The 12,184-nt window shown below is 65.7% G+C and carries 13 protein-coding genes; 2 read left to right on the plus strand and 11 right to left on the minus strand.

The window, feature by feature from the left end:
- Window positions 1–88: 88 nt before the first annotated feature.
- From QYM46_RS09390 to dop, 7 genes are all read right to left on the minus strand, one after another.
- Window positions 89–463 carry an FKBP-type peptidyl-prolyl cis-trans isomerase gene (locus QYM46_RS09390; RefSeq protein ID WP_432791698.1) on the minus strand — a complete coding sequence of 125 codons (375 nt, stop codon included), beginning with the start codon at window positions 461–463 and terminating at the stop codon, window positions 89–91.
- A gap of 44 nt (window positions 464–507) precedes the next feature.
- A complete protein-coding gene (locus tag QYM46_RS09395; protein WP_432791699.1) occupies window positions 508–1,461 on the minus strand; it encodes an FKBP-type peptidyl-prolyl cis-trans isomerase in 954 nt (317 codons plus the stop codon).
- Between the two features lie 64 nt (window positions 1,462–1,525).
- Window positions 1,526–2,929, minus strand: a complete 1,404-nt coding sequence (pafA, locus tag QYM46_RS09400; RefSeq protein WP_432791700.1) for a Pup--protein ligase — start codon at window positions 2,927–2,929, stop codon at window positions 1,526–1,528.
- Entirely contained in the window at window positions 2,930–3,619 is a 690-nt protein-coding gene (gene prcA, locus QYM46_RS09405; RefSeq protein ID WP_432791701.1) for a proteasome subunit alpha, read from the minus strand.
- Window positions 3,620–3,653: 34 nt separating this feature from the next.
- Window positions 3,654–4,451 (minus strand): proteasome subunit beta, encoded by a 798-nt coding sequence (gene prcB, locus QYM46_RS09410; RefSeq protein WP_432791702.1) that lies wholly within the window; start codon window positions 4,449–4,451, stop codon window positions 3,654–3,656.
- A 1-nt stretch (window position 4,452) separates the two neighbouring features.
- A complete protein-coding gene (locus tag QYM46_RS09415; protein ID WP_025778371.1) occupies window positions 4,453–4,644 on the minus strand; it encodes a ubiquitin-like protein Pup in 192 nt (63 codons plus the stop codon).
- Window positions 4,645–4,655: 11 nt separating this feature from the next.
- Window positions 4,656–6,185 carry a depupylase/deamidase Dop gene (gene dop, locus QYM46_RS09420; protein WP_432791703.1) on the minus strand — a complete coding sequence of 510 codons (1,530 nt, stop codon included), beginning with the start codon at window positions 6,183–6,185 and terminating at the stop codon, window positions 4,656–4,658.
- Between the two features lie 32 nt (window positions 6,186–6,217).
- Between dop and QYM46_RS09425 the strand changes: the two genes are divergently transcribed.
- Window positions 6,218–6,622, plus strand: coding sequence for a DUF3054 domain-containing protein (locus QYM46_RS09425; protein WP_169252273.1), 405 nt, complete (start codon window positions 6,218–6,220; stop codon window positions 6,620–6,622).
- Between the two features lie 8 nt (window positions 6,623–6,630).
- Here the strand turns inward: QYM46_RS09425 and arc are convergent, their stop codons facing one another.
- Genes arc through QYM46_RS09440 form a run of 3 tightly spaced genes read right to left on the minus strand, consistent with a single transcriptional unit; the run spans window position 6,631 to window position 10,559 of the window.
- Entirely contained in the window at window positions 6,631–8,283 is a 1,653-nt protein-coding gene (arc, locus tag QYM46_RS09430; RefSeq protein ID WP_169252274.1) for a proteasome ATPase, read from the minus strand.
- Window positions 8,280–9,353 carry a tRNA (adenine-N1)-methyltransferase gene (locus QYM46_RS09435; RefSeq protein WP_432791704.1) on the minus strand — a complete coding sequence of 358 codons (1,074 nt, stop codon included), beginning with the start codon at window positions 9,351–9,353 and terminating at the stop codon, window positions 8,280–8,282. Before QYM46_RS09435 ends, arc begins: the two co-directional genes overlap by 4 nt.
- Window positions 9,354–9,398: 45 nt before the next feature.
- Entirely contained in the window at window positions 9,399–10,559 is a 1,161-nt protein-coding gene (locus tag QYM46_RS09440) for a site-2 protease family protein (protein ID WP_169252276.1), read from the minus strand.
- 127 nt (window positions 10,560–10,686) lie between these two features.
- On the opposite strand from QYM46_RS09440, the gene QYM46_RS09445 reads away from it, so the two are divergent.
- Window positions 10,687–11,496, plus strand: a complete 810-nt coding sequence (locus tag QYM46_RS09445; RefSeq protein ID WP_432791705.1) for a RecB family exonuclease — start codon at window positions 10,687–10,689, stop codon at window positions 11,494–11,496.
- A gap of 3 nt (window positions 11,497–11,499) precedes the next feature.
- Here QYM46_RS09445 and QYM46_RS09450 read toward each other — a convergent pair whose 3' ends face one another.
- A complete protein-coding gene (locus tag QYM46_RS09450) occupies window positions 11,500–12,174 on the minus strand; it encodes an HAD family hydrolase (RefSeq protein WP_169252278.1) in 675 nt (224 codons plus the stop codon).
- Between the last annotated feature and the right edge of the window lie 10 nt (window positions 12,175–12,184).

Here is a 12,184-nt window from a genome sequence, read left to right on the forward strand (position 1 = left end):
CGGGAAAGACGGCTGTGGCAGGGTTCCGACGAACCCGGCCACAGCCGCTTCACGCAGAGTCAGCGCGTGCTGATCCCATTGCTGATGCTCAGCGGACGTTCTCGAGGTCGCACACGAAGATGAGCGACTCTCCGGGCTGGATGACTCTGCCGGCGCCCTGGTCGCCGTACGCCAGGTGCGGCGGGATCTGCAGGGTACGGCGTCCGCCGACCTTCATCCCCTGGATGCCCTGGTCCCAGCCGGAGATGACCATTCCGGATCCGAGACGGAACTCCAGCGGGGTGCCGCGGTTGTACGAGGCGTCGAACTCCTCGCCCGTGGAATAGGCGACTCCGACGTAGTGCACGCTCACGGTGTCGCCGGGTCCCGCCTCGGCGCCGGTGCCGATGACATCATCGGTGATGATGAGCTCGGTCGGGGCGTCGCCGCCGGGGAAATCGACTTCGGGCTTCTGCTTGCTCATGTGTTCCTCCTGGTGTCGGTTCTGGTGAGATATCGGACCGGTTCTCAGCCCTGGGCCGAGAGGATGTCGACGACGAAGATCAGGGTCGAGTTCCCCGGGATCGAATCATTGCCCTGTTCGCCGTACCCCTTGTCCGGCGGGACGACGAGGACGACTTGGTCGCCGACCTTCTGCCCGACGAGTCCCTCGTTCCAGCCGTCGATGACCTGAGCCTCGCCGACCGGGGCCACGACGAAGGGCTGTCCGCCCTTCTTCCAGTTCGAGTCGAAGGTCTTCGACGTGTCGTCCCAGAGCCAGCCGGAGTACTTCACGGCGACGCTCTGGCCCTTCTTGACCTCGTCGCCTTCGCCTTCGATCGTCGTGTAGGTCTCAAGTTCGGTCGGCTTCTTGCCCTTCGGCTTCGAGATCGACGGTGCACCGTCGTCGCCCCACTTCACGGTGACGGGGTTGTCCGACTGATCGGCCTTCTTGCCCTGCGCCCGGGTCAGCGGCTTCTTCGCGTCCTCGATGTCGATGACGTAGACGAGCGTCTGTGAGGCTTCGCCCTGCTGGGCGCTGCCGTTGAGCGACATCATCACGCGTGATCCGACCTTGACGTCGATGAGTGCGTTGTAGAGGTCTTCGGAGATCTGGGACTTGTCCATGGGGAAACCGGCTGCGGCGTCCGAGTCGTAGCTGGATTCGACGGTCTTGCCGGTCGTGCCGGAGACCAGCGTCATCTGTGCCGTGACCTGTTCGCCGTCGGCGATCTTGTCGCCGGTGCCCTTTGTGAGCACTTTCCTCTCGGTCTTGTCCATGACCAGCGGTGTCTCGAAGCTGACCTCGGGCTTCTTCCCGATCTTGCCGTCGACGGTGATGTCGTCGAGGCTGGTCGACTTCGCGTCCTGAGCGGCCACCGACGGCGGAGGTGTGGTCGAGTCCTCGGACTCATCACCCTGCCCGCAGGCCGAGAGCAGCAACAGGCCCGCCGCGATGGCGCTGAGCACTTTGGTGCGCACTGGTTTCCTTTCGTCACGCGAAGGCCGTGCCCGGATAGGGGCCAGACCGGATCACAGGGCGATCTTACAGGCCCGCGATGAGTGTTTCCGCCTGCGGGTGCGTCGTGGCGAACGGGTCCTTGAGTGCGACTGCTCGACCGGATTCGTCGTTGAGACGCAGGTGCACCCAGTCGACGGTGTAGTCGCGTCGGGCGGCATGGGCCGCGCGGACGAATTCGCCGCGGATCGCCGCCCGTGTGCTCGCCGGGGGCGTGTCCTTCGCTCGTTCGGCAGCCTCGGCGGGGACGAGGCTCTTCGCCATTCCGGCGGCTTCGAGCTTGGGAAACAGCCCCGTTGCGGGTGTGATGTCATGGAAGGCGATGTCGAGGCGGTGGATGCGCGCATCGGCGATATCGGTGATTCCGCGCTGCATGGACCGTTCGATGAGGGTGCGTTTCATCACCCAGTCGATCTCCGTGTCCACGGTCGAGAAGTCCTGCGCTTCGACGGCGGTGAGCATCCGCGTCCACAGGTCGATGATGTAGCGGGCGAGTTCGTCGTCGCCGAGGCTGTGCTCCCCGGATTCCACGATCCGCTGTGCCCGGTCCCGGTAGTCGGCGAGCAGTCCCAGCGGCGTCGTCGTGGTTCCGTCCGTGCGTTCGAGCACGACCCGTCCCGTGAGATCGCGGGCGACGAGGCGGATATCGCGCACCGGGTGGCGCAGCCCGTTCTCCGGGATCCGCGCCCCCTGTTCGATGAGGTCGAGCATGAGCACCGCGGATCCGATCTTGAGCGCCGAGGTGGCCGTCGACATCGAGGAATCACCGACGATGACGTGCAGCCGCCGGTACTTCTCCGCATCGGCGTGCGGTTCGTCGCGGGCGTTGATGATCGGACGCGACCGTGTCGTCGCCGACGACAGTCCCTCCCACATGACATCGGATCGGCCGGAGAGGCCGAACATCATCTCCGACCGGTCGGCTTCCTCGTCGGGGGTGAATGCCGAACGGCGCGGAATCACGGCTCCGGCCCCGACGAGCAGCTGCCGGGTGACGAGGAAGGGCAGCAGCACCGTGGTCAGCCGGTTGAAGTCCAGGGAGCGGCGGATGAGGAAGTTCTCGTGCGACCCGTAGGAGTTGCCAGCCGCATCCGTGTTGTTCTTGACCATGTGCACACGTCCGCCGATGCCGTCGGCGTCGAGGGCGGCCTGCGCCTTGTCCAGCAGGTCGATCATCAGACCTTCGCCGGCCCGATCCTGGGCGAGCAGGTCGCCCAAGTCATCGCATTCGGCGGTCGCGTACTCCGGGTGGGAGCCGACGTCGAGGTAGAGGCGCGACCCGTTGGGCAGGAACACGTTCGACGACCTGCCCCATTCGACGACGGGACGGAAGAGATAGCGGGCGATCTCCTCGGGGCCGATGCGCCGACCCTCGGGGTCGGCGGTGTGGGCGAGTCCGTATTCGGTTTCGAGCCCGTAGATGCGTGCCATTCAGTCCTCCCGCAGTGCGCTCATCGCCGCATCGTCGAGGCGGCGGAACGTGCGCTGCTTGGTCGTCGTGCGGTCGAGGACGGCGGCCTCGAGTGCGTCGGTGGCCACGATCGCCTGACTCGCGGCACCCAACGCGGTCACACCGTGGTTGAACACCTCGCGCAGTGTCATCTGCGAGCTGCGCACCCCGGCCAGGGATGCCGTGATCGCATCGGCTTGGCCGCCGATGGCCACATGTTCGGTCTCGTCGATGACGGATCCGTCGTAGCTGAGCCGGTAGAGCTGGTCGGTCTCCGGTGCGAGTCCGAGTTCGGCGACGACGAGTTCGACCTCGAAGGGCTTCGACTCGGTGGTGAAGACTCCGGCCAGGGTCTGCGCGTACGCATTCGTCAGCCCGCGAGCGGTGACGTCGGTGCGGTCGTAGGAGTATCCACGCAGGTCGGCGTAGCGGACGCCGGCCTGCCGCAGGGTCTCGAATTCGTTGTATTTGCCGACGGCGGCGAAGCCGATCCGGTCGTAGATCTCAGCGATCTTGTGCAGCGTCGGTGACGGGTTCTCCGCCAGCAGCAGGATGCCTGCGTCGAAGCGCATGACGACGACGGACCGACCGCGGGCGATGCCCTTGCGGGCGAAGTCGGCCCGGTCCTTCATCAGCTGCTCGGGCGAGACGTAGAACGGTGCCTGACTCATCGACGATCCTTTCGCGGTGACTGTGCCGCACTCATCACCGGGCGCTGGCCGTGCGGCGGTCGACGACCTCGGTGGCGGTGTCCAAGACGGTGGCCGAATCGACCTCGGTGACCCCGTTCTCGAGGTCGACGGTGACGATCGTCGGTGCGATCTGCCGGACGAAATCCGGTCCGCCCGTCGCCGAGTCGTCGTCGGAGGCGTCGAAGAGAGCCTCGACGGCCACGGAGATCGCCGAGGGTGTGTCGAGGTCGGCCCTCCACAGCTTCTTCAGCGCCCCGCGGGCGAAACCGGAACCGGACCCGATGGAATGGAATCGGTGCTCTTCGTACTTTCCGCCGGTGACGTCGAAGCTGAAGATCTGGCCCTGCGGTGTGGAATCGTCGACTCCGGCGAACATCGGGACGACGGTGAGTCCCTGCATCGCCAGGCCGAGGTTCCCGCGCAGCATCGCAGCCAAGCGGTTGGCTTTGCCGTTGAGCGAGAGACGGGCGCCTTCGATCTTCTCGTAGTGTTCGAGCTCGAGTTGGAAGAGCCGGATGAGGTCGAGTGCGACCCCGGCGGTGCCGGCGATGCCGATGACGGAGTAGTCGTCGGCTGCTTTGACCTTCTCCATCGAATGCGAGGCGATGAGGTTGCCGATGGTCGCTCTCCGGTCACCGGCCATGAGGATTCCGCTGGCCGTGCGGAAACAGATGATGGTCGTACCCTCCGGGGACTGTTCGGCCAGATCCCGGGCTCCGGGGTGCGGCAGCGCTTCGGGCGCCAGGGAGCGGGCGAGTTCGACGAAGGAGTTGCTCGTCGAACTCAAGAATGCAGGAGGGAATCCTGCCATCTCATTGGCCGCCTTTCTGCACGAAGTTCTTGACGAACTCCTCCGCGTTCGACTCGAGCACACCGTCGATCTCGTCGAGGATGGAATCGACGTTCTGAGTGTTGATCTGTCCCTGCACGGCCTCCGGCGGATCGACGGGAGCATCTCCCCCACCGGACGATTTGTCTCTCTGGACCTGTTCCTGCGAGCTCATCTCACACTCCTTCAGTCGTTCTGCGAACTCAGTCTATCGACTCCGAGTGCCTTCAGCAGGCCCTCGGCGGTCGCGATTCCCTCCACCCGATCGGCGAGCAGCTCCCGGGTGCCTTTGAGAGGTTCGTGCATGGGCAGACGCACCACCCCGAGGGATTCCGCGTTGACCACGAGCGAATCCCAGCTCGCGGCCACCAGATCCTCCCCGAGGCGGCTGACCGCCACGGAGCGCAGGAATGCGCGGGTCCCGTCGGGAGCGTTGGTCACGGCGGCTTCGACCTCGGCGTCGGTGGTCAGCCGCCGGATGCGCCCGGCACGTTCGAGCTTGTGGAAGAGCCCTTTCTCCGGGCGCACATCGTGGTACTGGACGTCGATGAGGGCCAGCTTCGGATGGTCCCAGTCGATTCCCTCACGGGAGCGGTAGCCCTCGAGCAGGACCCATTTGGCGACCCAGTCGATGGAGTCGACCAGAGTCCTCGGGTCGGTCGAGAGACCGTCGAGGAATCGGCGCCATTCGGCGAGCACCTGACTCGTCTCGGCATCATCGGGATCCGCGTGTTCGAGGCAGGCTGAATAGAAGGCCTCTTGGATCTCGATCGCCGTTGCCGTCGTCCCGTCGGTCAGCGGCAGCGGGGCGGTCAGGCTGAGGTCGTGGCTGACATCCCACAGCGACTGCAGGGCATCGGCGAGTTCGATCCGCGGTGCCAGCCCCGCTTCGATGAGGCCGAGGACGAGGGAGGTGGAGCCGAAGCGGACGAACGTGGCGGGCTCCGCCAAGGTGGCGTCGCCGATGATGACGTGCAGCCGACGGTACTTCGCGGGATCGGCGTGCGGTTCGTCACGAGTGTTGACGATCGGACGCCGCAGGGTCGTCTCGAGTCCCACCTCGGCTTCGAAGAAGTCCGCTCGGGATGAGATCTGAAAGCCCTTGCCCTCGCCTTCGCGGCCGATGCCGACCCGTCCCGATCCGCACAGGATCTGCCGGGTGACGAAGAAGGGAACGAGGCCGGCCACGAGGTCGTCGAAGTCGGTGGACCGGTCGACGAGGTAGTTCTCATGGGTGCCGTAGGAGGCTCCCTTGGAATCAGTGTTGTTCTTGTACAGATTGACCGGTTCCGCGCTCTTCTCCAGGGTCCGCACCGATTCGAGGGCGACGAGGTCGCCGGCCCGGTCGAAGGTGACGATATCGCGAGGGGTGAGCACTTCCGGGGAGGAGTATTCGGGATGAGCGTGGTCGACGTAATAGCGGGCGCCGTTCTCCGTGACGACGTTCGCCAGGTACTGGGCTTCGACATCGTCCTGCGGGAGATGGGTCAGCTGCGAGACGTCCGCATCGGCGATGTTCATGAAGAAGCCGCGAGCGTCGGCCAGCGGAGACTCGGTCGCGAAGTCCCAGAAGTTCTGGGACGACTTCAGTCCGCGCGGACCGGCATAGGCGTCGACGACACGAGCCGAGTCCCGCATCGGGTTGGCCCGCGGGTTGCCGGGCTGGCTGAGGCCGAACTCCGTCTCGGCTCCCATGACGCGTCTGACTCTGAGCATCTGATTCTCCTCCACGGTCTAGACTCGGGGACGTGGCAACGAAGAAATCTCATCTCCCCATCGCACTGATCGTCGACCTCATCCTCGTGGTTCTGTTCACGATCGTCGGTCATTACACACATTCTCACAATTTCGATCCGCAGGGGCTGATGACCACGGCGTGGCCGTTCGTGGCCGCCCTCGTCATCGCCTGGCTGCTCACGGCCGTCTGGGATCGGCCGATCGCTCCGCTGGCCACGGGCACCGGGGTCTGGGCGGTCACAGTCCTCGTCGGACTCGTCCTGCGCGGAATCACCGGAGCCGGCGGCGATCCGGGTTCGGTGCCGGTGAGCTTCATGATCGTCGCGACCTCGCTCAACCTCATCACTCTGGTCGGCTGGCGTCTCATCGCCACGGCCGTCTCCGGTGGTTCCGGCCGCCGCAAGCGCAGCCGCTGAGCCCCGATTCAGACGAGATCGGAATTCGGTCGCACCTCGGCGATATCGGTCTCGTACGGCACGGTCGGGGCTCCCCTGGTCGTGTCGAGGTGCATCATCCGCAGATGAGTGACCCGTTCGCCCTTGCGCCCGGAGATCCGTGCCCATTCGTCGGGATTCGTTGTGTTCGGCAGGTCTTCGTGTTCGCTGAACTCTTCGGCGATCGCATCCTCGAAATGCCCGGGGTGCAGACCGCGTTCGCCGGTGTCGAGCAGCGACTTGATCGCCGCCTTCTTCGCCCGGTCGACGATGTTGTGGATCATCGCCCCGGAGGCGAACGCAGAGAAGTGGAGGACTTCCTTCGACCCGTCGGCGTAGCTGACCTCGACGAATTCGTTCTCCGGGGTTTCGGCGAACATCCGTTCGACGCAGCTGTCGATGAGTGACGAGACCGCCTCGGCGGGCGTATCGTGACCGGCGAGCACGCTCGAGTGCAGCGGCAGCTCGGCGGTCAGATACTTCTCGAAGATGTCGCGGGCCGCCTCGGCGTCGGGGCGTTCGATGCGGATCTTCACATCGAGTCGGCCGGGGCGCAGGATCGCGGGGTCGATGAGGTCCTCCCGGTTCGAGGCGCCGATGACGATGACGTTGTCGAGCTGTTCGACGCCGTCGATCTCGGTGAGCAGCTGCGGGACGATCGTCGTCTCCACGTCCGAGGACTTGCCGGTGCCGCGGGTGCGGAACAGTGATTCCATCTCATCGAAGAACACCACGACCGGGAACCCGGCTGAGGCCTTCTCCCGCGCCCGGGCGAAGATCAGGCGCAGCTGGCGTTCGGTCTCGCCGACGTACTTGTCCAGCAGCTCCGGGCCTTTGATGTTGAGGAAGTAGGTCTTGCTCGTGCGGACCGTCCCGGTGCGATCGGCCAGGGAGTTCGCCACGGCCTTCGCGATGAGCGTCTTTCCGCAGCCGGGAGGCCCGTAGAGCAGAATCCCCTTGGGCGGTTTGAGTCCGTGCTCGGTGTAGAGCTCGGGATGTTCGAAAGGCAGTTCGACGGCATCTTTGATCTGCTCGATCTGGTCGGCCAGTCCGCCGATGTCCGAGTACGTGATGTCGGGGACCTCTTCGAGCAGCAGCGAGGACACCTCGGGCTTCTCGACGACCTGCAGGGCGTAATGGGTGCGGGTGTCGACGACTACGGCATCGCCGACGCGCAGCCCTGCGTCGACGAGATCGGCGGCGAGGGTGAAGACCTGCTCGTCATCGCCGGGGGCTCCGACGAGGATCCGCTGGGAATCGACGAATTCGCGGACGTTGACGACCGATCCCACGGGCGGGAAGTCGCCGGTGCCGATGATGACGAGACCTTCGGACAGCAGCACATCGGCTCCGGCCCGCAGACTCTCGGGCTCGACCTCGGGGGCGACGGCCACACGCATCCGGCGGCCGCCGACGATGACATCGGCAGTCACCGCGTTCTCGCCGAGGGCGATGAGTGTGCCCCAGTTGTTCGGCGGCTCGGTCAGGCGCCTGGCCTCCTCCTTGATCCGGCCGAGCTCATCACGGGCCGTGCGCAGAGTCTTCGACAGTGCCTCATTGCGTTTTCCCGCTGTGTAGAGCTGCTGGCGCAGGGACGCGGTGTCCTCGCGCAGCTTCTTCACTTCGGTCGTGGTCTCTGTCATCGATCCTCCTTCGGCCCTGTGCTGTTGCCGGTCGGGCTGTCTGTGACATCTGTGGGCTGCGCGTCTGCGGAGCCTGCGGGGTCGGTGCGCAGGCGCCTGCCGGCCTCGCGCATCACCCGGCGCAGCTTCTTCCCGTGTGCGGTGCGGGTGCCGATGGCCGCCTCGGTGACTTCCGGTTCCGTCCACGCCGCCACATCCTCGGCGGCCGCGGTGGCTCCCTGGGGACGTTTCTTCTTCTCCAGCGGGCTGGTGCCATCGGCCATCCGGCGGGCCATGATGAGGAACCCGGTGTGGGCGATCATCCGGTGGTCGGGGCGGACGGCGAGTCCGTCGACATGCCAGCCGCGGACCATGGCCTCCATGGATTCGGGCTCGGCGAACCTGCCGGTGGCGCGCAGGGCCTCGACGAAGCGGGAGAGCTGCGGGACAGTGGCGACGTAGGCGATGACGATTCCCCCGGGTGTCAGGGCTTCGCTGACCGCCTCGAGCGTGTTCCAGGGGGTGAGCATGTCGAGGACGACGCGGTCGACGCTGCCGGGGCCGAACGTCTGCGGCAGGGTCTGTGCGAGATCGCCGACGGTGACCGACCAATTGTCCGGTTCGCCGTCGAAGAAGTCGGCGATGTTGCCGGCCGCGATCGTCGCGAACTCCTCACGCAGTTCGAACGAGTGGACGGATCCGTTCGGGCCCACGGCTCGCAGCAGCGCCATCGACAGGGCTCCGGATCCGACGCCGGCTTCGACGACGACTGAGCCGGGAAAGATATCGCCGAGGGTGACGATGAGACCCGAATCCTTCGGGTAGACGACTGCGGCGCCACGGGGCATGGAGAGCACGAAGTCTTCGTAGCGCGGGCGGAAGACCTGGAAGTCGATTCCCCCGGAGTTCGCGACGATGATTCCCTCGGTGCGCCCGATGATGTCATCGTGGCTGATGAGGCCCTTGTTCGTGTGGAAGTGCTCACCCGGGGAGAGCACGAAGGTGTGCATCCGGCCCTTGGGATCGGTGAGTTGGACCTTCTCTCCGGCGCCCAGAACGCGCGGGGGCCGGGAATGGAGTGGCTGAGTCATGATGAGTCCACTCTACGCTGGTGAGGATTGCCTCACACAACCGGTTCAGGCTGCGAGCAGCTCGTCGAAGAACTCCTGCAGGTCGATGACTCCGACGAGGGTGTTGCCGTCCATGACCAGGCTGAACTGCGCCTTGGGTCGGTGCGTGAGCGATTCGAGCAGGTGCGGGGCGGTGATGTCCTTCGGCACGCCGATCCACCCGGCCAGGGGGCGGGCGACCTCACCGGCGGGAACGGCGTCCAGGGTCTCGGCGAGTCGACCCGCTGCGGCGTGTCGGTCGACGAGACCGTACGGCAGACCCTTCTGATCGAGGACGACGATGAGTGTGCGCTCCTTCGCATTCCCGAGCGTGTTCGCATAGTCGAGTGTGTCGGCCAGGTCGGCGTCCCAGGTGGCGGCGATCGCCGGTTGGATGACCTGGGCGAGGTCGTAGGTCTCCATCTTCCGGGCCCGTTTGGCGTGGGTTGCGGCATCTCCGGCGGAGAACCACAGCATGATCGCGATGAGAGACATCCAGGCGACGGTCAGCGGGTCGGGTCGATCGCCGGCCAGCAGCGGGGTGATCACCGACCAGCCGATGAAGCCGACGGCGATGATGCGGCCGACCCAGCTGGCCACGATCGTGCCCAGAAACTGTGACCCGGTGATGCGCCACATGATCGCCTGCAGCGCCCAGCCGCCGTCGAGCGGGATGCCCGGCAGCAGGTTGATGGCGCCGAGGGCGACGTTGGCGAAGGTGACGGCGATGAGCAGCAGCCACGGCACCGAGGTGGGGCTGGCGGCACTGAGGCACCACCATCCCAGCAGGGCGAGAACGATGTTGACGATGGGGCCGACGATGGAGATGACGAAGCTCGTCATCGCCGCTTTGTCACGCGGGTTGTCCATCTGCGGTTCGAACCGGGTGAACCCGCCCCAGATGTTCAGCTCGATCGCGGCGACCTTCTGACCGTAGAACTGACCGGCGACGCCGTGAGCGAGCTCGTGGAGGAAAACGGAGGCGAAGAGGAGCACGGCGTAGGCGAAGGCGACGAACCAGGCCCCGATGCCCAGATCCGGTCGGACCTGGTTGAGCCACGGAGTGAAGAGGATGGTGATGACGATGGCGGCGAGGAACCACGACCACGCCAGAATCACCGGAGCGCCGAGGACGGTGCCCAAGCGCAGACCCGATGACGCACCGGGGTGGTGGTTTTTCGCGGCCATTGAAGGGGTTCCTCCGGTCGATGTCGTGGTCAGCGGACCACTGAGGGTCGGTTACTCAGCCTAACAGCGACGACGCTCCGACCGCTGGTCGCCACGTCGTGTCCGTGCAGGTCGTTACAGTGGAGTTATGGCCGAGCTCACCAGTCTCTCGCCCTCGCGGGCCAACGACTTCATCCAATGCCCTCTGAAGTTCCGTTTCCGCAGCATCGACAAGCTGCCGGAGCCGCCCTCTCAGGCCGCGTTCCGCGGCACGGTGGTCCATTCGGTGCTCGAGAAGCTGTTCACCGCACCGGCAGGCGAACGCACGGCCGAACTCGCGCAGACGATGCTCATGCCGGCGTGGGAGGAGCTCGTCGAGAAGGATCCGGAGGTGCTCGAGATCTTCGGGGACGACGCCGAGAAGGAGACGTTCTTCACATCGGCGCGTCGGCTCATCGATTCCTACTTCGTTCTCGAGTATCCGGAGCATCTCGAACCCGAGGAGACGGAGAAGTTCGTGCGGACGAAACTCGACAACGGTCTCGAACTGCGCGGTTTCATCGACCGGGTCGACGTCGCCCCGGGCGGCGAGCGGCGGCTGGTCGACTACAAGACGGGCAAGCAGCCGAAACCTCAGTACGGGCGGGAGGCGAAGTTCCAGATGGGCTTCTACGCTCTCGTCGTCTACCGCCTCTCCGGCGAACTCGTCCACACTCTGCAGCTGATGTACCTGGGTTCGCGCAGTGTGCTGAAATCCCACCCGACGATGGCTGAGGTCGAACAGACGCAGTTCGAGATCGATGCCATCTGGAAGGACATCATCGCCTCGGCCGAGTCCGATCGGTGGCGGCCGAAGAAGTCACCGCTGTGCAATTGGTGCACGTTCAAGCCGCTGTGCCCGGCCTGGGGCAATACCGCTCCCCCGCCCCCGGAGATCACGAAGATCGTCGGGGCTTAGGGTTCAGGCGCTCTGCTGAGCGCGCAGACGTCGCAGGTCGGCGACTCCGCGGCCTTCGAGGCTGTCCCACAGGATCCGGCCCGGACGCGGCTCGAGGTCGACGAAATGCGGGATCCCGATGGCAATGGTTCCCGCCGCCTCGGCACTGGCCAGACCCGGCTTCGAATCCTCCAGGGCCACACAGTCGGCCGGGTCGAGGTCGAGCAGAGCGGCTCCGCGCAGATACGGCTCGGGGTTCGGTTTGCCGGCGGATACCTCGTCGCCGGAGACGAGACCGGCGAAGCTGTTCGGCGGACAGCTGGAGATGACCGCCTCGGCCAGTGGTCGGTAGGACATCGTGACCATGACGTTCGGGATGCCCTCGGCCTTGAGCTCGGCCAGCAGCTCCAGTGCACCGGGGCGGAAGGGCACGGATGCTCGGATCTGTCCGATGACGTTGCCCATCAGGGTCTCGACGATCTCCTCGGCGGGCAGGTCGAGACCGGCCTCGCGCATCATTCGGGCCGAGACGATCAGCTCGTTGCCGACGAATTCGAGCCCCTGCTCTTCCGACCAGGACAGCCCGTGGGCGTTCATGAGTTCGGTCTCGGCGCGGATCCAATACGGCTCGGTGTCGACGAGGGTTCCGTCCATGTCCCACAGGACGGCGGAAGGGTCGGCTGATGCGTGGTTCGTCATAGGCCCAGCG

This window comes from Brevibacterium sp. K11IcPPYGO002 (assembly GCF_050920635.1).
In the GTDB taxonomy this organism is placed as follows: domain Bacteria; phylum Actinomycetota; class Actinomycetes; order Actinomycetales; family Brevibacteriaceae; genus Brevibacterium.

Excerpts from the sequence above, each read along its gene's own strand:
- prcB (WP_432791702.1), bottom strand. The coding sequence starts at position 4,451 with ATGGCAGGATTCCCTCCTGCATTCTTGAGTTCGACGAGCAACTCCTTC.
- prcA (WP_432791701.1), bottom strand. The coding sequence starts at position 3,619 with ATGAGTCAGGCACCGTTCTACGTCTCGCCCGAGCAGCTGATGAAGGAC.
- QYM46_RS09450 (WP_169252278.1), bottom strand. The coding sequence starts at position 12,174 with ATGACGAACCACGCATCAGCCGACCCTTCCGCCGTCCTGTGGGACATG.
- QYM46_RS09445 (WP_432791705.1), top strand. The coding sequence starts at position 10,687 with ATGGCCGAGCTCACCAGTCTCTCGCCCTCGCGGGCCAACGACTTCATC.
- dop (WP_432791703.1), bottom strand. The coding sequence starts at position 6,185 with ATGCTCAGAGTCAGACGCGTCATGGGAGCCGAGACGGAGTTCGGCCTC.
- QYM46_RS09415 (WP_025778371.1), bottom strand. The coding sequence starts at position 4,644 with ATGAGCTCGCAGGAACAGGTCCAGAGAGACAAATCGTCCGGTGGGGGA.
- QYM46_RS09390 (WP_432791698.1), bottom strand. The coding sequence starts at position 463 with ATGAGCAAGCAGAAGCCCGAAGTCGATTTCCCCGGCGGCGACGCCCCG.
- pafA (WP_432791700.1), bottom strand. The coding sequence starts at position 2,929 with ATGGCACGCATCTACGGGCTCGAAACCGAATACGGACTCGCCCACACC.
- arc (WP_169252274.1), bottom strand. The coding sequence starts at position 8,283 with ATGACAGAGACCACGACCGAAGTGAAGAAGCTGCGCGAGGACACCGCG.
- QYM46_RS09440 (WP_169252276.1), bottom strand. The coding sequence starts at position 10,559 with ATGGCCGCGAAAAACCACCACCCCGGTGCGTCATCGGGTCTGCGCTTG.
- QYM46_RS09435 (WP_432791704.1), bottom strand. The coding sequence starts at position 9,353 with ATGACTCAGCCACTCCATTCCCGGCCCCCGCGCGTTCTGGGCGCCGGA.